The 21,186-nt window shown below is 47.7% G+C and carries 18 protein-coding genes and 1 other annotated feature; of the genes, 2 read left to right on the top strand and 16 right to left on the bottom strand.

The genetic code is table 11. From position 1 onward, the window contains the following. Positions 1-64: 64 nt before the first annotated feature. Positions 65-287, bottom strand: a binding site (T-box leader). A gap of 115 nt (positions 288-402) precedes the next feature. The 5 genes from BCOA_RS30375 to BCOA_RS30355 all read right to left on the bottom strand — a co-directional run bounded on the left by BCOA_RS30375 (position 403) and on the right by BCOA_RS30355 (position 5,093). Continuing rightward, on the bottom strand, positions 403-1,239 hold the full coding sequence (locus BCOA_RS30375; protein WP_014097772.1) for a putative sporulation protein YtxC: 837 nt from the start codon (positions 1,237-1,239) through the stop codon (positions 403-405). A gap of 125 nt (positions 1,240-1,364) precedes the next feature. Next, a complete protein-coding gene (gene dnaI, locus BCOA_RS30370) occupies positions 1,365-2,309 on the bottom strand; it encodes a primosomal protein DnaI (protein WP_014097771.1) in 945 nt (314 codons plus the stop codon). Next, a complete protein-coding gene (locus BCOA_RS30365) occupies positions 2,306-3,703 on the bottom strand; it encodes a replication initiation and membrane attachment family protein (RefSeq protein ID WP_014097770.1) in 1,398 nt (465 codons plus the stop codon). The genes dnaI and BCOA_RS30365 overlap by 4 nt, the downstream gene beginning before the upstream one ends. Before the next feature lie 14 nt (positions 3,704-3,717). Next, positions 3,718-4,176: a transcriptional regulator NrdR gene (gene nrdR, locus BCOA_RS30360; RefSeq protein WP_013859905.1), complete on the bottom strand. Its 459-nt coding sequence runs from the start codon at positions 4,174-4,176 to the stop codon at positions 3,718-3,720. 209 nt (positions 4,177-4,385) lie between these two features. Then, complete coding sequence (locus tag BCOA_RS30355) at positions 4,386-5,093, bottom strand: hypothetical protein (RefSeq protein ID WP_014097769.1); 708 nt, start codon at positions 5,091-5,093, stop codon at positions 4,386-4,388. 416 nt (positions 5,094-5,509) lie between these two features. Here BCOA_RS30355 and BCOA_RS30350 point away from each other — a divergent pair, with 416 nt between their 5' ends. Next, positions 5,510-6,733 (top strand): IS110 family transposase, encoded by a 1,224-nt coding sequence (locus BCOA_RS30350; RefSeq protein ID WP_014097768.1) that lies wholly within the window; start codon positions 5,510-5,512, stop codon positions 6,731-6,733. A 195-nt stretch (positions 6,734-6,928) separates the two neighbouring features. Here the strand turns inward: BCOA_RS30350 and BCOA_RS30345 are convergent, their stop codons facing one another. Further along, positions 6,929-8,038, bottom strand: coding sequence for a mandelate racemase/muconate lactonizing enzyme family protein (locus BCOA_RS30345; protein WP_014097767.1), 1,110 nt, complete (start codon positions 8,036-8,038; stop codon positions 6,929-6,931). A gap of 84 nt (positions 8,039-8,122) precedes the next feature. On the opposite strand from BCOA_RS30345, the gene BCOA_RS30340 reads away from it, so the two are divergent. Next, positions 8,123-9,373: a MarR family transcriptional regulator gene (locus BCOA_RS30340; RefSeq protein ID WP_014097766.1), complete on the top strand. Its 1,251-nt coding sequence runs from the start codon at positions 8,123-8,125 to the stop codon at positions 9,371-9,373. 49 nt (positions 9,374-9,422) lie between these two features. Here the strand turns inward: BCOA_RS30340 and BCOA_RS30335 are convergent, their stop codons facing one another. The 10 genes from BCOA_RS30335 to ytaF form a co-directional block, all read right to left on the bottom strand. Continuing rightward, entirely contained in the window at positions 9,423-10,430 is a 1,008-nt protein-coding gene (locus BCOA_RS30335) for an ABC transporter ATP-binding protein (protein ID WP_014097765.1), read from the bottom strand. Continuing rightward, positions 10,411-11,424, bottom strand: coding sequence for an ABC transporter ATP-binding protein (locus tag BCOA_RS30330; RefSeq protein WP_014097764.1), 1,014 nt, complete (start codon positions 11,422-11,424; stop codon positions 10,411-10,413). Before BCOA_RS30330 ends, BCOA_RS30335 begins: the two co-directional genes overlap by 20 nt. Positions 11,425-11,471: 47 nt before the next feature. Beyond that, the gene (locus tag BCOA_RS30325) at positions 11,472-12,353 is read right to left on the bottom strand and encodes an ABC transporter permease (RefSeq protein WP_041818340.1); all 882 of its coding nucleotides are present in this window, start codon (positions 12,351-12,353) and stop codon (positions 11,472-11,474) included. A 153-nt stretch (positions 12,354-12,506) separates the two neighbouring features. Next, on the bottom strand, positions 12,507-13,460 hold the full coding sequence (locus tag BCOA_RS30320) for an ABC transporter permease (protein WP_041818339.1): 954 nt from the start codon (positions 13,458-13,460) through the stop codon (positions 12,507-12,509). Between the two features lie 308 nt (positions 13,461-13,768). Then, positions 13,769-15,355 (bottom strand): ABC transporter substrate-binding protein, encoded by a 1,587-nt coding sequence (locus BCOA_RS30315; protein WP_014097761.1) that lies wholly within the window; start codon positions 15,353-15,355, stop codon positions 13,769-13,771. Between the two features lie 172 nt (positions 15,356-15,527). Next, the gene (locus tag BCOA_RS30310; protein WP_014097760.1) at positions 15,528-16,640 is read right to left on the bottom strand and encodes an amidohydrolase; all 1,113 of its coding nucleotides are present in this window, start codon (positions 16,638-16,640) and stop codon (positions 15,528-15,530) included. 123 nt (positions 16,641-16,763) lie between these two features. Continuing rightward, positions 16,764-18,242 (bottom strand): M81 family metallopeptidase, encoded by a 1,479-nt coding sequence (locus BCOA_RS30305; RefSeq protein ID WP_041818127.1) that lies wholly within the window; start codon positions 18,240-18,242, stop codon positions 16,764-16,766. Positions 18,243-18,748: 506 nt separating this feature from the next. Continuing rightward, on the bottom strand, positions 18,749-19,783 hold the full coding sequence (locus BCOA_RS30295; RefSeq protein ID WP_014097758.1) for a glyceraldehyde-3-phosphate dehydrogenase: 1,035 nt from the start codon (positions 19,781-19,783) through the stop codon (positions 18,749-18,751). Between the two features lie 131 nt (positions 19,784-19,914). After that, entirely contained in the window at positions 19,915-20,517 is a 603-nt protein-coding gene (coaE, locus tag BCOA_RS30290) for a dephospho-CoA kinase (RefSeq protein WP_014097757.1), read from the bottom strand. 16 nt (positions 20,518-20,533) lie between these two features. Further along, complete coding sequence (ytaF, locus tag BCOA_RS30285) at positions 20,534-21,172, bottom strand: sporulation membrane protein YtaF (protein WP_014097756.1); 639 nt, start codon at positions 21,170-21,172, stop codon at positions 20,534-20,536. Positions 21,173-21,186 lie beyond the last annotated feature (14 nt).

Below are 21,186 nucleotides of genomic sequence, written 5' to 3'. Positions count from 1 at the left end.
TGCAGGCATCCGTACGAGCACGTCCGCACGAAAACACAGCCAAAAAATAAAAAACCCGCCCCCGGCAAGGGACGAGTTTTGTACACGCGGTTCCACCCTCATTTCCGCACGTCTTTACGCGCGGCTTGAGTATGATAACGGAAATATCCGTCAGCCGCTACTGATTTTGTTCACGACTGAAGTTCGGAGGCGGTAAGCATCCTGTCCGTGCCGGAAAGCTTGCAGCCTGAGGCTTTCCTCTCTGAAAGGCGGTAACAGAATCCTGTTGTCCTCGTCATCACATTGACTTTTTCATTTCCAATTGATTATGTAAGTAATTATAGAAGTTTGCAATGAAAAAATCAAGGGATGGCGATTGATTTTGTTGCCGTGCTGCATTTGCCCCCGGTTCAAGCCCCCTTTTTATTCACTGGCGGCGAATTGATCGTGCATAAAATGCATCCGGCTTTTCACGGCCACCCGTTCTTCAAAAATATTGCATATCGTACGAATCAAAGCCTGGTCCGGCGTATCCGTATAAATTTCAATCCGGCTGGGCGCAATCGATAAAAGCGGTGCAATTGTGACTGAGTCAATATAGACAGGGTGGTTGGACAGAAGCCTGCGGTCAATCAATCCGTTCAGTTCTTCCCTCGTCATTTCCCGGAATTGGCCGTTGTAAAATTTCACCTGTTCCCCGAGGCAAAGCTTTATTTTTTCCCTTTTTGGTTCTTTTTGCTTTAAGTAATCCCTAAGGCTTTGCACAAAAATCTGGTATTCCTGTTCCATTTTGTATTCGTCAATCGCAATGCCGATGTATCGGTCAAGACAGTCAAAATAGCCTTTTAAGCGGAACGTCAGCACGGAAGCGAGCGGCAATGTGCACGATTCGCCAACCAGCGGTGCGACCGCTCCTTCAATAGCGGCGCGTTCGTCGATCTCACCCGCCAGATCCGTCAGCTCCGGCCGCTCTCCTTTCAGCATGCCGTCTACGATTTCGAGTATCCGGTTTTGCTCTTCTTCCGCCTGAAAAAAATAGGCTTGTTTCAGTTGGTTACAAATCCACTCGTTTCTTTTTTTCTTCATAATAAAATTTGCAACGGCTGCCTGCAGTTCCTGTTTATTGCCGGCCGCTTCCACAACATAATGTATTTTCCCATGCAGCACTGCTTCCCGGATTTTCACAGTGCGCCGTTTTTCCTTTGCAAAATACGCTTTTAACCATAATGCATCATCCTTGTCCCTGATCAGGAATTCCAATCCAAGCCCCCCCTGTACGGTAAAACATTCTCGTTTGCTTTACCTTATGTATATGAAGTGGCATCAGCAAATAGAAGACGGGAAAGCGTTACGAAATGAAAAAGGCGGGCCCCCTCATGCAAGGGTCAGGCCCGCTGGTTCGGCCCCTCCATTCGGACAGGGGCGCTTAAATATTTGATGCGCTCGAGAATGCGCGCTGCTTTCAATTCTTCCTTTTCCCCGCGCTGGGTATAAGTGAAATGGTACTCTAAATCCTCATAGCTGAAATTGGATGTAAAAAAAGTGGGAAGGTCTTCCTGCATCCTGTATTGGAGAATCGGGCCGAGCACTTCATCCCGCGTCCAGCTCGAGTTCGTTTCCGCACCGATATCATCCAGCATCAATACGGGCACTTGCTTCACCGTATCCAGCTTTTCCCCGGTGGAGTGGTCGCCGATCGAGTCCTTCATTTCGCGGAAAAACTCAGGCACGTACACGATTAAAGAAGAGACCTGTTTCAGGTCCGCCAGCTCGTTCGCAATTGCACCAAGCAAATACGATTTGCCGACGCCGAAATTGCCGTATAAATATAGTCCCTTCATTTTTTTGCCCGGCTCGTATTCACGGACAAAGCGATGCGCAAAATCGTATGCATCAAGACGCCCCATTTGTTCAAGGAAAAAATCACCAAAGGACGCCTCCAATATTTTTTTCGGCATGTGCATGCTTTGGATCAGCCTGCGCGTTTTATTGCGCTCATCCTCCAATATTTTCTTCTGGCACCTTTTATAGTGGATCTCAATATTGCCATGTTCAATAACGAGTTCCGGCACATACCCTTTCATCATATTCACGCATTCGCCAAGGCTTTTGCACCGGCTGCAGTTTTTTTCCTGTGAAATGAATTCGTACAGTTTCATCCAGCTTTTTTCAATCATCGACCTTGTGACTTCCCCGCGGTGTGCATCCAAAAAAGCGCGGATGTCGGGATGCGTGATGATTTCCTGCTTCATTTCTTCATAACGCTTGCGGAAACTAGGATTGGATGAAAGCCTTTTGAGTGTCTCATTTATGTTTTCCACCGCCTTCACCCTTTCTTGTATTGTTCACGTATTTTTTCAAGCCTTTTTCTTTTTTCTTCCAATGACTCGCCATCGGCTTGGACCGCGGCCGCAGCGGTTTTTTGGTCTTCTTTTTTAAACCAGTCCGGCAGCTTTTCAACCCGGACCGGCTTTCTCCGTCCGGTGCCGTTCTTCTCTTTATTGTTCAGCCATTGTTTGTACTGGCGGTCTTCTTTTTTGGCAAACGCCATCGCTTCCTTAGCGGTTTTCAGTTTTTTGCGCGCCCAGTGGGAAGCCACTTTTTCTAAATAATTTTTCGACAGCTTCATATCGGTTTTAAATAAAACATATTGGATTAGTACATTTACAACCCCGAGGGGAAGCTGCTGGGCAAACATGACTTCTTCAATGGCGGCAAGATCTGCTTTCGCCGGTTCGCTGCCGCCTGAAAAATCGATGAGCATTTGCCGTGGAGAGGTCGTTTCCAGGTAGCGGAGGAATTTCTCCTCATCGTTTTCCGGCTCTTTTTGTTCTTTCGCATCCGTTTCTGGCTGGAAGCGGTCAACAAGGCGCGGCAGTTCATCATGATGTTCAATCTGGTACCAGCTGCGCGCGATTTTCCGCAAATCCTCCACCCGGATTTCCAAGTCTGCCGTCAATGCCTGGAGCAAAATTTTCTTTATGTCCAGCTCATTTAAACCGTATAAAAATGAAAGCTTGACAATCGCTTCTCTGACTTCCGGCGTAATGGCACGCAGCGGAATCAGTTCATCACGTAAGTTTGCATATAAAAGGTCAAAATTGAAATGGGTGTTTTCGATTTTTATGACCGGGGCGGCGGTTTTTTCGATATAGCGGCGGTTTTCTTCCAGCCGGCTGAGTTGCTGCGCTTCCGCGTCATTCAGCACTTCGGGGCCGATTTTTGCGGCATACACATCCTGGAATGAGCGGGTGATGTCCCGGTACTCACCCGGTTCTACGGCGCGGTCGGAGAAGAAGTGTTTCAACCGCAGGAAATGTGTCCTGCCGAGCTGCCGGTACAGGAAAACATTTAACAAACCGTCGTTAAAAAACTGTTCCGGGGACAGGGGCGGCTGCAGTTCGTATATAAACATGCGGATGTCGTCCGTTTGTTTCATATATGTTTTCAAAAGCCCGATGCCTTCAAGCTTCAACCGGGCTTCGTAAATTTCAGACAAATTCATGGACAAAAAGCTCATCAGATGGTAATGGTTCCAGTCTTCGGACCAGAGCCGGCCGACTTCCACTTCATTCCATAATGTCATATACAGGCTGTAACATTGCGGCCCGATTAACGGCTGGTACAGGAGCGAAATGACCTTTTGATCATAATCCTGGAGCAGGCCGTTCGACGATGCGCGGTAACGGTCAGCCGGCTGTATTTCATTCCATATCTGTTTCATAAAAGGCACTCCGTTTAAGCATTCTTGTTGAGCAGTTCTTTCAGTTCATCGAGAAAAACATTCAAATCTTTAAACTGGCGGTAAACGGAAGCAAAGCGGACATAGGCCACTTCATCCACTTTTGACAGCCTGTCCATGACCATTTCCCCGATCAGGGTGGAACTGACTTCTGTATATCCTTGCCTGCGGATTTCTTTTTCGATCTCCATGGAGATTTTTTCAAGCTGGTCCAGCGACACAGGCCGTTTTTCACACGCTTTAATCAGCCCGCGCAAAATTTTCTCACGGTTAAATTCTTCGCGGTTGCCGTCTTTTTTCACGACAATGAGCGGGGTTTCTTCCACTTTTTCAAACGTGGTGAAGCGGTACGAGCAGTCTTCGCATTCACGCCTTCTGCGGATGGAACGGCCTTCGTCCACCGGCCTTGAATCGATCACACGCGTATTGTTGCTATGGCAAGACGGACATTTCATATGAACCCCCCGTTCTGATACATTCTTACTACCATCATATATAAAAGAAGGCGAATAGACAACAGATTGCCATTAGAAAAACGGGATGAAAAAATCACCCCGCACGGTTTTTTAAAAGCTTATGCACCTGTTGCGGCACGGAATGATTCGGCCTCGGGCTTTTTTCTGTCGTAATAAAGGATCTCTGCCGTTTTATGAACCTCCATTTTTTACCTCCGGCCGTAATGGATCCACAGCTCGTTTTCTTTTTCTTCCATTTTAATCCCCCGAAAGCCCTCGGCAAGTTTTTCTTTTTGCGCGCTGAAGTCATTCATCGGGATTGGGGTGACCTCCCGGCAGGCCGGCGGAACCGGTTCGTACAGATCTTTCACGAATACATAGCGCGTAAGGCCGCCATATTTTTCGGTCAGGGCTGCAATTTGCATGCCCTGTGCAAATTTATCTTTCAAACTGGGCACGTTAAAAGGCGCAACGGTACAACAAATATAGCGGAAGGAATGGCCCTCCTTCTCCAGCTCTGCCATAATCACACCGGCGAGTATTTTTTGCAGGCGATTGCCGCGATACGCCGGCAGCACGACGGAAATTTCCTGATAGATGACTTTTGCCAGTTCACTGCCAGATAAACCGATATCAATCCCGAGGTGCTCCTCATCAAGAGGCGGAACAAGCAGCGCACGGAAGGCGATCAGGTCATTCCCCTCATAAGCCCCGAGCATCAATCCGTGCCCTGATAAAATATACGCAAATTCTTCTTCAGAGAGCGTCTGTAATATTTTTTTATTTTCAAGCTGTATAAACACTTGTTTTTGCACCGTTAAAACCGAACACAAATCTTCTATCGTTAAGCGCCGGATATAAAATGGGCGACCTGTATCCTCCCCTTGTTTCCTGAGCGTGCCTTCAAAAATGTGCATGTATATTATAACCCTCCTCGTATAATAAGTTTAAATCCAAAGTGGATGTCAATTTCCAGTTCATTCTGCTGCTCATTGACAAGTGAATATAAGATTTTGTATTCCGGGCGAGCCCGGAATACAAGTTCGGACTTGGACGCTTCGCGATGTTCCCGGATAATGGTCTTAGGATCGTTTGGGTCAATGCTTCCCCTCCTTGTAGCCTGACTACTCGAAAAGTCTGCATCCCCAGGTTCTTGCTTGAACGTCTAACCCGTAGGCCGTTCCTCCGGATCTCCGTGCTGGAAATGAGCAGTTCCAGGCAGCCCACGGCCCGGATGAGTTCTCATACGCGAGGCTGACAGATCGGCAAGCCATCTGGGGATATCCCGAAGCGTCCGATTCCATCGATCCCAATACAGAGAGGAGGAAATCATATGCCCTTATTTGTCGGTATTGACGTGAGCTCCAAAAACCTCGATGCCTGCCTGATGGATGGAATGGGGGAAACGTTAGCCACCCAAACGGTGACAAACAATCTTCCCGGTGCCTCTGAGTTAAGAGACGCCATCCTCCAACATGCGGAGGCGGATGACACCATCCAGATCGCCATGGAGGCCACATCTGTGTATAGTTGGCACCCGGCAATGTTTTTCCATGAAGATCCCGAGCTGAAACAGCGTCGTACAAAGGTGTTTACCCTGAATCCGAAGCTGGTGAGAAATTTCAAAAAGGCTTATGCCGAGATGGACAAGACCGATCCCAAAGATGCCTGGGTAATTGCGGACCGCTTGCGTTTCGGGAGATTGCCGAAATCCGTGATTCAGTCAGAACAATACCTTGCCCTTCAACGGTTAACACGGATGCGCTATCACCTGATTCAAAGTTTAACCCGGGAACAACAGGTATTTTTGAATCATCTGTTTTTCAAATTCAGTGCCTTTAACCTTGAAGTGGATACACCGGTCTTCGGCCATGCCATAACGGAATTTTTGCTTGAGGCCTATAGCCTCGATGAAATGGCCCAAATGCCTCTGGAGGACTTAGCGATGTATCTCCAGACCAAAGGCCATGGCCGCTTTAGCGATCCCGAGGATTTGGCCGCATCCATCCAAAAAGCTGCCCGGTCCTCTTACCGGCTTTCTAAATGTGTGGAGGATTCGATTGACTTGGTCCTGGGCAGTTCTATTGAGATCATCCGGCATCTTAAACGCCAAATCAAGGATTTGGATAAGGCGATTGCCCGCGTTCTTGATGGAATCCCGAATACCCTCCAGACCATTCCGGGAATAGGCCCGGTGAGCTGTGCTGGGATTCTCGCTGAAATCGGCGACATTGAGCGCTTTGACGACCAAGCCGCGATCGCAAAATTTGCTGGATTGTTCTGGCCCCGCCACCAATCGGGTGATTTTGAGGCTGATGACAAAATGCTTGCGCGTACAGGCAATCGTTATCTCCGGTATTACCTGGTTGAGGCTGCCAATCTGGTCCGGCGACACGAACCTGAGTACCGCGCCTTTTACCAAAAGAAATATCGTGAGGTGCATAAGCACTCACACAAACGCGCCTTCGTCTTAACGGCAAGAAAACTGGTGCGCCTGATCGATGCGCTGCTCCGCAACGATCAAATTTATGCGCCGAAAAAGAAGGTAACGCGATGAGGTAACCAGGTAACCATCATCGATAGCCTGAACTTGAAAACTTCCAGATTATTCCAATTATCTGGAGGCTTAGTTCAGTATTGCCATTTTTACGACATAGAGCCAACAAAATTTCCAATTCACTTGTTTTTAACCCTTGACATCACACCGTAGGACTTTTCAAATGGCATGGCGCCCGCGGGACAGCCATCATGCTCATCGAATGGTTTCCTGAAATTCCGTCAATTCCTCCAGTATTTCTTCATTTACTTCAACTCCGAGCCCCGGTTTTTCCGGCAGGCTTATAAACGGGATATCATAAGTCAAATGGCCAATATCCTTCGAAAACTTAAGCGGGCCTGTCAATTCCACACTGGTGATCACTTTTTTCGAAAAAGCCACATGGAAACCGGCTGCCGATCCGACCGATGATTCCACCATGGACCCGATCTGGCACTCGATTCCCGCGAGCTCGGCTTGGTGGGCCAACTTGACCGCCGGGTAAATCCCGCCGCATTTCATGAGCTTAATATTGACTTTATCTGCCGCCCGTTTTTGAATGGTTTCCCACATCTCCCGCGTCCCTTTTAAACCTTCGTCAATCATGACCGGAATCGCAATTTTCGCCCTTACTTCGGCCAATCCGTCGATATCATCTGCTGCTACCGGCTGTTCCACCCAATCAATCTGCAATTCTTCCAGTTGCTTTAGCGCTTTAAGTGCAGCAGTGCTCGTTTTCCATCCCTGATTTACATCGACACGGATGGCAATGTCATTACCAACCCGCGAGCGGACGGCTTTTATCCGTGCCACATCTTCTTCAATACTGGTCCCTACTTTGATTTTTAGAAAACAGTAGCCCTGATTCTTCATTTTCAATGCCTGCTCCGCCATGGCTTCAGGCGAGTCAATGCTGAGCGTGTAGGCAAGCGGGAATTTTTCATGATAGCGCCCGCCGATCAATTGATAAACAGGCATGCCCCATTTTTTCCCTGAGAGGTCAAAACAAGCCATGTCAACGGCTGCTTTCGATGTAGGGGCCGCATAAATGGTCTGGTTCATCCGGTCATGGATTTTTTCAATTTCCAACGGATTTTGGCCGATTAAAGCGGGGCCAAGGGTATTTTTAAGCGTGTAAAAGACACTTTCCCATGTTTCGCCGGTCACATGTTCATCCGGGACCCCTTCCCCGTAGCCCGTGATCCCTTCATCTGTCTCCATTTTCAGAATCACTGCGGGCATGGTATGATAAGCATGATAACTGATCACAAACGGTTCTTTCAAGGGAAACTGGACGGCGTATAAATGAATGGCGGTAATTTGCATTGTAAAACTTCCTTTCTATTTACAAAACTTTTGATGATTTGATATATTGTCGTTAAATAGACGTTTTAGAAGAAGAGGTGCATGATGGCTACAAAAATTGCCGTAATCGGGTCTCATGAATTTATCAACAGAATTGAAACGGTTTCTCCCTGGGTTGCCGATATTGAAATTGATCCTTACATTTATCAGAAACCGCAGGATGCATCCGGGCTTGTCAGGAAAATGAAACCGTGCGATGTGATTTTATTTTCAGGTGCCCTGCCTTACTATTTTTCGGAAAAAGACCGGGAAAACCTGCCGATTCCCACAGTCTACCTGGCTACAGATGAGATGGCGATTGCTTCATCATTGCTTTCCATCCTGTATAACCAGCACATTAACCCGGAACGGATCTCCATTGATATCATTGATTCATCCGTTGTCACCAATGTTTTAAACGAGATTCATGTTGCTGTCCCTTCCCATGTTTTGGACTACCGCCAATTCGTTGAAAAGAATTTTGACCTGGACCAAATTGTACAATTCCATATGGCCCTTTGGAGGCAGGAAAAAGTGGATCTTGCATTAACAAGCATCCATGCTGTCTATGACAAATTACAAACGCTTAAGATCCCCTCCATACGGATCAATGATCCAAAAGTATCCCTTATCCGGGGGTTGCAGCATGCCAAAAATCAAGCTGAATTGTATAAAAGCAAAGCTTCCCAGGTAGCAGTCGGGTACATTTCTGCGACCATCCCGCAGGCAAGTATGGCCCGTTTTGCCCAAAAAATCCATGCTTCTTTTCAAAAGCTGGACGACACATTGTTTGTTTTTTACAGCACCCGTGGCGATATCGAAGCCATGATCGAGCAAAATTTTTCCCACGGGTCTATAAGCGATAAGAAACCTGTTACAGTCGGTTTTGGCTTTGGTGCCACAACGACGGAAGCAGAACGGAATGCCAAAGTGGCCCTCCACTTCGCTGAAAAGGACGGAGCCGCCCATTGCTGCTATGTCCTGACAGGAGACAAAGAACTGCTGGGGCCTTTCCCCAACGAAGCCAAGCAGCAACGCTTGAAAAACGATGATCCTGAATTATTTGAGATTGCGAGAGAGACAAGATTAAGTCCGGCCAACCTGTCAAAGCTGGTTGAATTTAGCAGGTCAAGGCAGTCCCCGCATTTTACCGCCGCAGACCTGTCCGAATATTTACAGGTAACACGGCGGTCTGCAGAACGCATTTTAAAAAAATTGAGCGACCATGGCTATGCAGAAAGAGTCGGCAATGAGATGACTTACCAGCAAGGCCGCCCCCGGGCCATTTACCAAATGAATATGCCCATTTATAAATAAGCAGCTTCGAGAGTCTGTCACTGATGAAAACCGTTCTGCAAAAGTGGCATCAGCTTTCAGCCAGATGGCATGATACGATATGGCCCGGCGCCAGTTCCCTTGCCTGTGGGCGCTCGGTTTTGCACAGGGCCGTTGCATACGGGCACCTGGTGTGAAAAACGCAGCCGGATGGCGGATCGATCGGAGAGGGCACCTCACCTTTTATAATGATTCTCTCCTTTTTCAGCTTCGGGTTGGGAAGCGGGATTGCCGACAACAGGGCCTGTGTATACGGATGCAGCGGGTGTGTGAACAATTCATCTGTCGGCGCACGCTCGACAATCTGACCCAAATACATGACACAAATTTGATCAGCCATGTGCCGGACAACGCTTAAGTCATGGGAAATAAACAAATAGGTTAATTGAAACTGCTCCTGGATTTCTTCCAGGAGATTGATCACCTGCGACTGAATCGATACATCGAGAGCCGAAACCGGTTCATCGCAGACAACCAGCTTGGGATTCACGGCAAGCGCCCTTGCCAGCCCGATCCGCTGCCGTTGCCCTCCGGAAAATTCATGCGGATAACGGTAAAATTGGTCTTCCCGGATGCCGACCTTTAGTAACAGTTCCATTGCCCGGTCCATCCGGTCTTTTTTTGTTCCGATATGATGGATTTTCATCGGTTCCATCACGGCATCGCCTATCCTCATTTTCGGATCCAGCGAAGAGTGCGGATCCTGAAAAACAATCTGAAATTCCTTCCGTATTTGCTTAAGCGCTTTTCCCTTTAATTGAAAAATATTCTTTCCCTGATAAATGGCCTCGCCATCTGTCGGTTCGATTAACCGTAAAATCGTCCGCCCTGTTGTGCTTTTTCCGCATCCGGATTCACCCACCAGCCCCAATGTTTGGTTTTCATACAGATCAAAATCAACCCCGTCCACAGACTTGACAAAGCCCTTCGTTTTCCCGAGTGTGGTGGTAATCGGAAAGTATTTTTTTAAGTTTCTAATTTCGAGGAGGGGGATGTTTGTCTGCTCTTTGGTTTCACGTTCAAGATGGGATTGCAACATCTTCAAATGCCCCCTGTTTTTGAATTTCCTCGTAATGCCAGCATCTGATTTTATGCCTGTACGCTGCTTCTTCCAATGGCGGGAGCTCCTTCCGGCATTTGCTGTCCGCAAAAGGGCAGCGCCCGGCAAACCGGCAGCCGGGAGGGATATCGTCCAGCGAAGGAACTACCCCTTCAATGGTAAAAAGCGGCTTTGTACGGTCTCCATCCAATTGCGGAATGCACTTTAACAGGCCGTTTGTATAGGGGTGGAGCGGTTTGGAAAAAATCGTCTCCACATCCGCTTCTTCAATGACCTGCCCCAGATACATGACGACCACATGGGTACAGACTTCCGCTACGACGCCAAGATCATGGGTAATCAAAATAATTCCCATATTCAGTTCTTTCTTTAATTCTTCCATCACTTCCAAGATTTGAGCCTGGATCGTAACGTCCAGTGCTGTAGTCGGTTCATCTGCGATCAGCAATTGCGGGCGGCATGACAACGCCATGGCAATCATCGCCCGTTGCCGCATGCCCCCGGATATTTCATGGGGATACTCATGTATCCTTTTTTCAGGTGAAGGAATGCCGGTAAGCCGGAGCATCTCCACCGCCTTTTCGTAAGCTTCCTTCTTGTTTAAATCAGAATGGGCCATGATCGATTCGGCGATCTGATTCCCAATCGTGTAAACAGGGTTCAACGAGGTCATCGCATCCTGAAAAATCATTGCAATTTCGTTGCCGCGAATCGCTTCCATTTCTTTTTCCGGAAGCTTTAGCAAGTTTTTTCCTTTGTAATTGATTTCCCCTTCATACCGGGTCGCACTTTCATCCAAAAGGCGCATAATGGACTCAGCTGTTACGCTTTTCCCGCAGCCGGATTCGCCCACTACGCCGAGCGTTTCCCCGGAATGGACCGTGAAACTGACCCCGTCCACTGCTGTCACCAAACCTTTTTCCGTATAAAAGGATGTTTTTAAATCTTTTACTTCCAGCAGGCATTCCTGCATGTATGCTTCCCCCTTTCTTTTTCGCATTATTGCCGTGTGAAGCCGCTTTACTTGTTCGCCTTGTTTGTATGGGGATCCAGCAAATCACGGAGCCCATCACCAAATAAATTGAGGCCCAAAACGGACAAGATAATAAACATTCCAGGAAAAACCGTCATCCACCAGGCACTAAAAATAACAATCTTTCCATCGTACAAAATATTTCCCCAGCTCGGATTGGGAGCCGGCACGCCCGCGCCAAGAAAACTGAGGCCTGCTTCCAGAATGATCGACAATGCGAAAACATAGGTTGCCTGAACGATAAACGGTGATATCGTGTTGGGTGCAATATGGCGCCAAATAATCCGAAACGAACCGGCTCCCTGGGCCTTGAGCGCCTCAATATAGGTTTTTTCCTTCACCACCAATGCCACAGACCGGACAACCCGCGCCACTGACGGAATTTTAACGACAGTAATGGCAACTACAACATTGACCGGACGGGGCCCGAGAACAGCGGTAATGGCAATCGCCAAAAGGATATCAGGAAAAGCCATCAGCCCATCACAAATCCGCATTAAAACATGATCCAGCAATCGGTAATAGGCAGCATATAAACCAGTGACCATTCCGATCAGGGCGGTAAGCACGGTAGCGGATAGCCCCACAGCCAGTGAAACCCGTCCACCGTAAGCAACACGGCTGAACAGATCGCGCCCGTAGTTATCCGTGCCGAACCAATGGATGGAACCGGGCGCCTGGAGACGATGGGCAGGGTCAATTTGAAGCGGCGTATATTTTGTGATAAAAGGGGCGATCAAAGCAAATAAAACCAATAAAATGACCATCATGCTGCCTAAAACGGCCTGCCGGTTCGCAAAAAACCGTTTTACAAACAGGTTGAATCGTTCTTTTTTCAGCCGGTTCTTTGTGGAGAGCATGTTCTCCATTTCCAATGTTGTCTCTACTTCCAATTTCTTCCCCTCCTCTGCTGTTCGGCAAAACAAAATGGGCTGAAAACATATCTTGTTTTTTAAAATCGGTTTCGGAGCCCGGTTTTTCCAAAAATTACTTTGGCTAAGCCACGGTTTTGCCGTAATCAATTATGTTTTCCGGTTTAAACGGACTCTCGGATCGATGACGCCGTACAATAAATCAACGATTAAATTGACGAGCAGATAGGAGACGGATGCCAGTAAAATAACCCCTTGAATGACTGCATAATCTCTGCGCAAAATGGAGTTCATGATCAGCTGGCCAATCCCGGGCAGATTAAATACGGTTTCTGTCACTACCGCACCGGCGATCAGCGAACCGAAAGACTCCCCGACAACGGTAATAATGGCAATGGAAGCATTTCTGAGGGCGTGTTTATAAATCACGATCCGCTGTTTAAGCCCTTTTGCTTTTGCTGTTTTAATGTAATTGGCACTCAGCACGTCCAGCATGGATGACCGGGTCATTCTGGCAATGACGGCGGTTTGGATGATGCCAAGGGCCAAAGCGGGCATGATCATATACCGCAAATGATTCCATACCCCTGCGCTTAATGGTTCATATCCGGCCACAGGAAACCATTTCAGCTTTACACCGAACAGCTGCATGAGCAACAGCCCTAATAAAAAGCTCGGTACTGCCATTCCGAGCATAACTAGCACCATGAAGAACTGGTCAGTTTTAGACCCCCGCTTCCTAGCGGCAATGATGCCAATTGGTATGGCCAAAATGATAGAAATGGCCTGGGCAAGAATGGAGAGCGAGAGCGTCGGCCCCAAATGTTCCAGAAAAGCATCCAGTACCGGTTTGTTTTGGGAGATTGACCAGCCAAGATCTCCCCGAAAAAGCCCGATAAACCAATCGAAAAATTGTTGGTAAAGCGGTAGATTCAGGCCAAGTTTGTCCCGCAATTGTTCCACCTCGGCCGGTGATGCCTGAGATCCGAGGATAACGGAGGCCGGGTCTCCCGGCGTTAAGTGAATCAGAAAGAAAACAACGATTGCTACAATCAGTAATACCGGTATAAGAGACAATAGCCGGGTTAAAATATATCTCTTCAATTGGCAAATCCCCTTTGCAAATCTGTCGTAGGGTTGATCATTCTGATATTCTTTTTTGCTGCTAAATTCTTTTATAAAGATGGGCAAAGCGGGCATTTCCGCTTGCGGCCACTTTATGATACAGCTTAACCCCCAGGTGATAAGGGTTAGGCTGTATCCGTGATCGTTTTGCAATACGCGATTAAATGGTATGCCTTTTTACGAGGTTTCGTAAAAAGCCAAGGGGTTCCCCAGCCAGCATTTAAAACCAGAGCCGCTTGAAATGTGATTTTTCAGTGCAAAGATGCAAACGCCTGCCTTGCCGAATTTTATGATTCTATGCTGACATTCCAGAGAACCGGACCAATAAACCATTTAAATCCTTTGACTTTATCGGAACAGGCATTGACATTTTTGTAAGTTCCAAGATTGATCACCGGCAGGTATTGCCAGAATTCCTGTTGCAGCTCACGAATGAGTGCTTTTGTCTCATCCTGCGTTTTGGCAGAACTGATCTGATCCAGCAATTGATCGATTTTCGGATCGTTTGTCCAGCCCGGCCAGTTTGCCTTGGAATCCAGGAAACCGTATTGATGCGGCACGATTCCCGTATCCCAGCCGGTGAAGAAAATGTCATAGTCGCCCGGATTTTCCCGATGTTCAAGCAGAGTGGCCCAGTCATATACATCAAGTTTGACTTTCATTCCGATTTTCTCCAATTGTTGCTGGGTGGCAATGGCTGCGTTATAGTGATGCGGATAATCCCGACTGGTCAGAACCTTGATTGTTTCGCCTTTATAGCCGGATGCTTGCAATAATTGCTTAGACCTGTCCAAATTTTTCGAATTATAAACTTCCTTCCCGGCATCAGAATACAATACTTTCTGTTCCGGCCGGAATAAGCCAGGTTCCAATTTATAGAATCGTTTATCCGTAAATGCGGATTGCAGAACGACTTTTTTGTCCAAGGCATCGTTTACTGCCTGGCGGGCTTTTACATTTTTGAAAAGGCCTTGTTTTTTGTTGAAGACGAGGATTTCCATCCCGTAAGTATAGGGCTGGATCTTCTTCCCCGGCGTACTTTCAATTTGTTTCACCGCATCATATGGAACACTGAGGGCAATATCATATTGCCCACTGATCAGGCCGGCACTCCTGGTGGATGCATCAGGCGCAAAATACCAGTAGATATCCTTTACCTTAGCCGCTTTTTTCCCGGCAACGCCGCTCGCCGGTTTATTAACGGGCTGATAAATTTTAAACTTTGTAAAATGGAGGTACTGGTCCTTTTTCCATCCTGAAAATTTGAATGGGCCCGTCCCAACATATTCTTTTGCCCCAGTAGGACCCGCCGATTCGGCGATTTCTTTTGGCATTACTGCGGCCAGCTGGGTTTGGTCTGCCAGAATCGTCATTGCAACAGATGAAGGTTTCTTTAGAACCAGTTCTACCGTGTAGTCATCTTTTTTCTCCCACTTCGCCCCGTCCATGATCGATTTCGTCAGCGAGGCATTTTTCTCCCACTTTTGCATCGAGGCGATCACATCATCCGCTTTCATTTCTTTGCCATTGTGGAATTTTACGCCTTTTCGCAGTTTAAAAGTGACCGTTTTTCCATCGCTGCTTGTTTTATAGGATTCAGCAAGCTGCGGGGCCACTTTATAGTTTTTATCCAACGTCACCAGTGATTCAAATACAAGTCTTGCGGGCTGGGCGGTTGCCTCAGCTGTTGTAACTGTCGGGTCGAGTGTATCCGGCTGGGCTTGTGCCGCAATTTTCAATGTACCGCCTGATTCAGATGTTTTATTTGAAGCGGGCGCATTTGAAGACTTTGTCGTTGATTTGCCGGAACATCCGGAAAGTGCCATGGCGATGACAAGCATGAAGAGCAGAAAATAAATCGGTTTTTTTCTCATCAACAGGAGAACCCCACTTTCTTTAAATTGTCGTTAAATAGACGCTATATAATACTTTTATTATAGTCAATGGACTGAACAGCTGTCAATCAATTTTAGACTTTTCGAAAAAGTAAATAGGGGAAGGAAGCTGTTCCTGCCGCTTTTTGTCACATGACGGCAGTTATTTACCTTAGCCAAAAGAGCAACGAAGAAGGACATCGGCCAAAATTCTTGCGCCGGTATCCAGAACCGACCGGTTAAAATGCATGTGCGGGTGATGCAAGCCCGGTTTGAGATCAGCTCCAATGCCGATCATAGACGCTTTTACTTCCGGCTTTTTAATGGTATAGAAGTGAAAATCGTCGCAACCGGTTGTAACAACAGGAGCGGCAATCGCATTCGGGCCGGCTATCCGGCGAATCGCTTGTTCGGCAATGTCCTCTGCTTCTTTCGAGACTTCAGCTCCCGGTGTGTAGTCTGTCCACTCCCATTGTATTTCGACACCAAAAAGGGTTTTTAATCCGGAAAGGCCTTCTTCCATTCTTTCTTTAATCCGGTTAAGAATGAGATTTTTCCTGGCTCGGATATCGAGGCCAAACTCGGCCGTTCCCGGAATAATGTTTAGATTCTCGCTGCCCGCCGCAATTTTTGTCAATTTGACTGAATACGATTCGAAAGGCGGGAAAGAAAGCGTTTTTATAAATTGGTACAGGGTGGCAATGACATCAATGGCGCTCTTTCCTTCATGCGGTCTGGCGCCATGCGCATCCGTTCCGAAAATTTTCCCCTCCAGAAAAATACCAGCGCCGTGATGAATGGAAGGGGAAAACTTTCCAAATGGCAATTCCTCCACCGGTCGGAGATGGATACCAAAGAGATGTGTGACCTTTTCCAACGCGCCGCGCTCAATCATTGCAAGGGAGCCGTTTCCTTTTTCCTCGGCCGGCTGAAAAATAAAACGGATTCTTTTATTGGGTGGCAGCGGCTGGTTTTTTATATACAACAACGCCCCAAGCACCATCGAAATATGCGCATCGTGCCCGCAGGAGTGGTTCGCCTGGAAGACGCCATCCACCTCCTGCCACAATGCATCCAGGTCGGCACGGACGGCGGCCGTTTCCTCGCCTTCACCAATATCGGCAATCAACCCGGTGATATCAGGAAAACGCCGGTATGTTACTCCGAGCTGTTCCAATATTTCCGCAATCCTTTTCGTTGTCCTGAATTCCCGGAAACTTACTTCCGGATTTGCATGAAAATCTTCAAACCAATCCAAAATCTGTTGTTCATAGTTTTCTCCCATACAACCACCTGATTTCAAAAATAAATTTTAATGCTTTTAACCTTTTTACAATGATGAAACCCCTTTTGGCACGTTTTTTTACTATTGAATGGAAACGGGGGCTCCCCCCCCGTTTCTATTTTTTCATACAGGGTCAAGTGGCAGTACCGGCCTTTTCACCCGCCGGTATTGGAAGTTCAGCAGATTGTAGCTGCTTAATCCCGGTGAATCAACAGGTATAATCTTTTTGGCAAGCGGCGTGAAAGAAGAGCGGAAATGGTTTTCAGACTTCAAGGCGACAATCTTATACTGGGTGACGTCTATGCCGTGCAGTTTAAATATTTGCTCATCAAACGTTTGCGCCCGCTTGGAACATACAATGATGTCCACATTGCCGACCTGAAGCCGTGCCGACTTTCCGAGATCCGCTTTTTTCCCGCGGTACATTTGCGTTGTATGCACAAACCGGCCGTCTGTTAAGGTTTTGACGTAGGCTTTTACTCGCAGCGGTTCCCCATGAAGGGAATCGGTTTTTCCGCCAAGAAGGGTGGTAATCCAGTTGCCGCAACCGGCCTGATGCGCCAAATCTGCTGTTTGCGGGTCATAAATAAACCCGAAGCAGGAGTTTTCAATATTCCTCTCGACCAGCACTTTCAACAGGTGAGTACCGTCTCCGGGAGCCCCTGCACCGGGATTGTCGGACATTTCATTTATTACAACCGGTCCGCCCGGCACAGCCAATGCCTGTTCGAGCCCTTCTCCCGGGTTGGGGTAACCGATATAAAATAGATCGCGCAGTTCCCAAATTTTCCTCGACACGTCTTTGGAAGCCTCCCGGGCCAGCTCTTCATCATCATTTGTCATCGTTAAAACTGAAACGCGCATGTCGGGAATATCCGTCTGGCAAAATCCATGAAAAAATGTACAATCGATGACGGATGGATGTTCTTCCCATTTCCAGCAAAGTTCGTTAATCTCTTTTGCCGGCGGCAGATCTGTGGTGGACGAAGCAATCATCATGGGAAGCTTTTCCACGTACATGACAGGCTTCAGCTCGCCATTTATGATCTTCAACAAGTTTTCCAATGCTTCCTGTCCCCGTGCAAAACAGTCTGTATGTGGGTAAAAGTTTACCCCGAACAATGCATCTGCTTCCTTCACCATCGTTTCTGTAAGATTGGCATGCAAATCAAGGGTGGCGACGATCGGAATGCCGTATCCGACCATTTTCCGGATTTCGGAAAGAATGGTTCCTTCCAAATCATCGATCCCTTCTGCCAAACCGCCGCCGTGCAGGGCGAGGCAAATGCCGTCAAGTTTTCCCGTCTTGCTGATATGGTTCAAAAGCGTTTCAATCAATTCCCGGTATGCGTCGCGCGTAATCAGCCCGGTTGGATTCGTATTAGCCCAAAATGCAGGCACAAGTTCCACGCCCAGTTCATGCCCTTTTGTAATCATGCCGCCAAGATAGTCGTTTACCTCCGCATGATGGTCGACAATCTCCTCCCCGACTTGCCATTCATAGCATTTGAATAGATCGACCGTTGTTTTGACCGTAGAAAAGGTGTTGGTTTCGTGCATAATGCCGCCGATCGCAATCCTCTTTTTTTGCAAACCTGCCATCCCTCCATAGCACTGTGCAGCTTTATTTTAAAAATATTCTTCCTATTAACTATAAAGCAATGCGGATGCGGACCAATTTCCGATGCCGTTTCTGCTGGCTTACATCCATTTGCTGCCGTGAAACTCGTCGCAAAATGGACGGTAAATAGGATAAACTTATCATAAAATAGACCCGGCTGCCACGTCAATTACAACGGCTACACATGCATCAGATTTCCTTTTCCAATCAATACGGGCGGTTTTCCTTCCTATCTTGGAAGCGTCCCGCCGCCATCTGTTATGCAGAACGGACCAGATCTCTCTATCCTGAAAAAATTGCGCCGGCTCATTTTTATCCTTTTGCCCATGCCGGATACAATGCAAATGGGCGCCTATTTCCGGAAAACCGCTGTTTTTCCATCTGCCAATGGGCCTGAAACTTATGTTTTTATTCAGCAAGTCATCCTCCGGCGCGGCTCTGAAAACTGGTAACGAAAACGGAGCAGGCTGGTGCTGCTCCGTTCGGCTTAGGCAATATTGATTTTCCCGGTTTCTTCCATTTTTTCCGCGACGAGCTGTGCCAGTTGTACGACGCGGCAAGAATAGCCCCATTCATTATCGTACCAGGCCAACACCTTGACTTTGCTTCCATCCATGACCATCGTGGATAAGCCGTCGACAATGGCCGAGTACGGATTTGTCGTATAATCCGAAGAAACGAGCGGCACTTCTGTATAGTCCAAAATGCCTTGCAGCGAGCCTTTCGCCGCCGCCTTAAATGCATCATTCACTTCTTCTGCCGTCACTTCTTTTTTCAAATCGACGACAAGGTCCACTAGCGATACATCCGGGGTCGGAACACGCAGCGCCATGCCGTGCAGTTTCCCTTTCAGTTGCGGGAGGACAAGGCCTAACGCTTTTGCCGCCCCGGTTGTCGTCGGAATGATCGATTTGCCACAGGCCCGGGCACGCCTTAAATCTTTATGCGGATTGTCGATATTGTTCTGGTCATTCGTATAAGAATGGACTGTTGTCATCAGGCCGTTTACAATCCCGAATTGTTCATCAAGTACTTTCGCGACCGGTGCCAGGCAGTTTGTGGTGCAGGAAGCGTTCGAGATAATATGATGCCGCTCGATATCTAAAACGTTTTCATTTACCCCTAAAACAATGGTGGCATCTTCATTCTTCCCGGGCGCTGTCAACAGTACTTTTTTCGCGCCTGCCTGAAGATGGAGCGCGGCTTTTTCCCTTGCATTGAATTTTCCGGTTGCTTCAATTACCACATCAATATCCATTTTTCCCCACGGCAGTTGGGCCGGATTGCGTTCCGCCAAAAGCCGGATGCGTTTGCCGTTCACAATGAGTGCTTCCTCTTCTTCCACTTCCACTTCTCCGGGAAATACGCCGTGGATGGAGTCATATTTAATCAAATGTGCCAGTGTTTCCGCCGGATAGCAGGCATTCACCGCCACAATATTTAAAGCGTTATCCATCATGGCTTTTCTGAAAACCATTCTGCCGATGCGGCCGAAACCATTAATCGCAATTTTTGTTTCCACAGTGCAGACAACTCCTTCGAATAATAAATGACATACTTTTAATCCATTATTCATCAATTAGTATATCATATTTTAAAAGTTATGTAGCGTTATTCCCCTATTTTTGCATAAAAAAAACCATGATGTACCCATCATGGAACGAGCTGCCAATCTGACACGATTTTTTCAAGCTGCTGTTTTGTTTCCTCCAGGCTGCCATTGTTGTCGAGCACCGCATCCGCCAGTGCCTTTTTTTCGCTCAGCGGCATTTGCGCCCGGATCCGCATCTGCGCTTCTTTTTCTGAAAGGCCGTTTCGGGTCATTAATCTCTTTAACTGCGTCTCTTCATCCACGTAAACGAGGATGGTGCGTTCAACCATATAGGTAAGCCGGCTTTCAAAAAGAAGCGGGATATCCAGAAAGACAGTTTTTTTCCCATTTTCAATTGCCCGGTCCTTTTCCCGCGTCATCCAGGCCCGGACTGCAGGGTGGACAATGCTGTTTAGTTTCATCCGGAGTGCTTCATCCGCAAAAATGAGTGCCCCGAGTTTTTTCCGGTCAAGCGTGAGATCTTGCAGCAAAATCCCTTCGCCGAACGCTTCAATGATTTGTTCATACGCAAGTTCGCCGGGTTCGACCACTTTTCTTGCGGCAATATCCGCATCGACAATCGTAAACCCTTTTGTTTTCAGCATATTGGACACCGTGCTTTTGCCGCTTGCAATCCCGCCTGTTAAGCCGATAATCTTTGCCATACTCCCACCTGCCTTGTTAAAACTTGCATATACCGATCAAAATGAGGAGAACACCTGGTATAAAGGAAATTTTCCGGATCCATTGCAGCCGGGAAAACAGCATGCCGAGCCGGATGCCGGAAGAGACAAGCAAAAAGCTCATGCCGGCAACAAGGAAACTGAGCAGAAACGGGGAGTAGCCCATGATGCCCGCACCGATCCCGGCACCGAATGCATCGAGCGAGAGCGCAATCCCAAGCATGACCGCTTCGATTCCCGTAATGGCCCCGGAACGGTCAAAATCCGCGCTCGTCGGTTTTTTCAAAATATGGATGACGACGCCCAATGAGCGGATTTCAAAGTTGAGCACGACCTTTTCCCCGGGTTCTTCTTTTTCGTCGTTTGACCGGAAAAACTGGACCATCACCCATGCCCCGATCAAAATTAAAATCACGCCGCCAATCCGGTTTGCCGTTTCCGGGCGAATCCAATGGAGTAGGCTCTTCCCGAACAGCACGGAAAGAAATAAAGACGCCCCCGAACAAACGGCGATGATGAGGAGGGACTTAAGCGGAATCTTCATCTTCCGCAGCCCGTATGTAAAACCTGTGCTGAAATTATCCATGCTGACCGCCAATGCCAATAGCAAAATCGAAAGCCGGAAACCCACGGCCATCGCCCCTTCCGTTT

The organism is Heyndrickxia coagulans 36D1, from assembly GCF_000169195.2.
Lineage (GTDB): Bacteria > Bacillota > Bacilli > Bacillales > Bacillaceae_C > Weizmannia > Weizmannia faecalis.
Note: the sequence above shows the minus strand (reverse complement) of the source record. Positions and strands in the feature narration are given on the sequence as shown.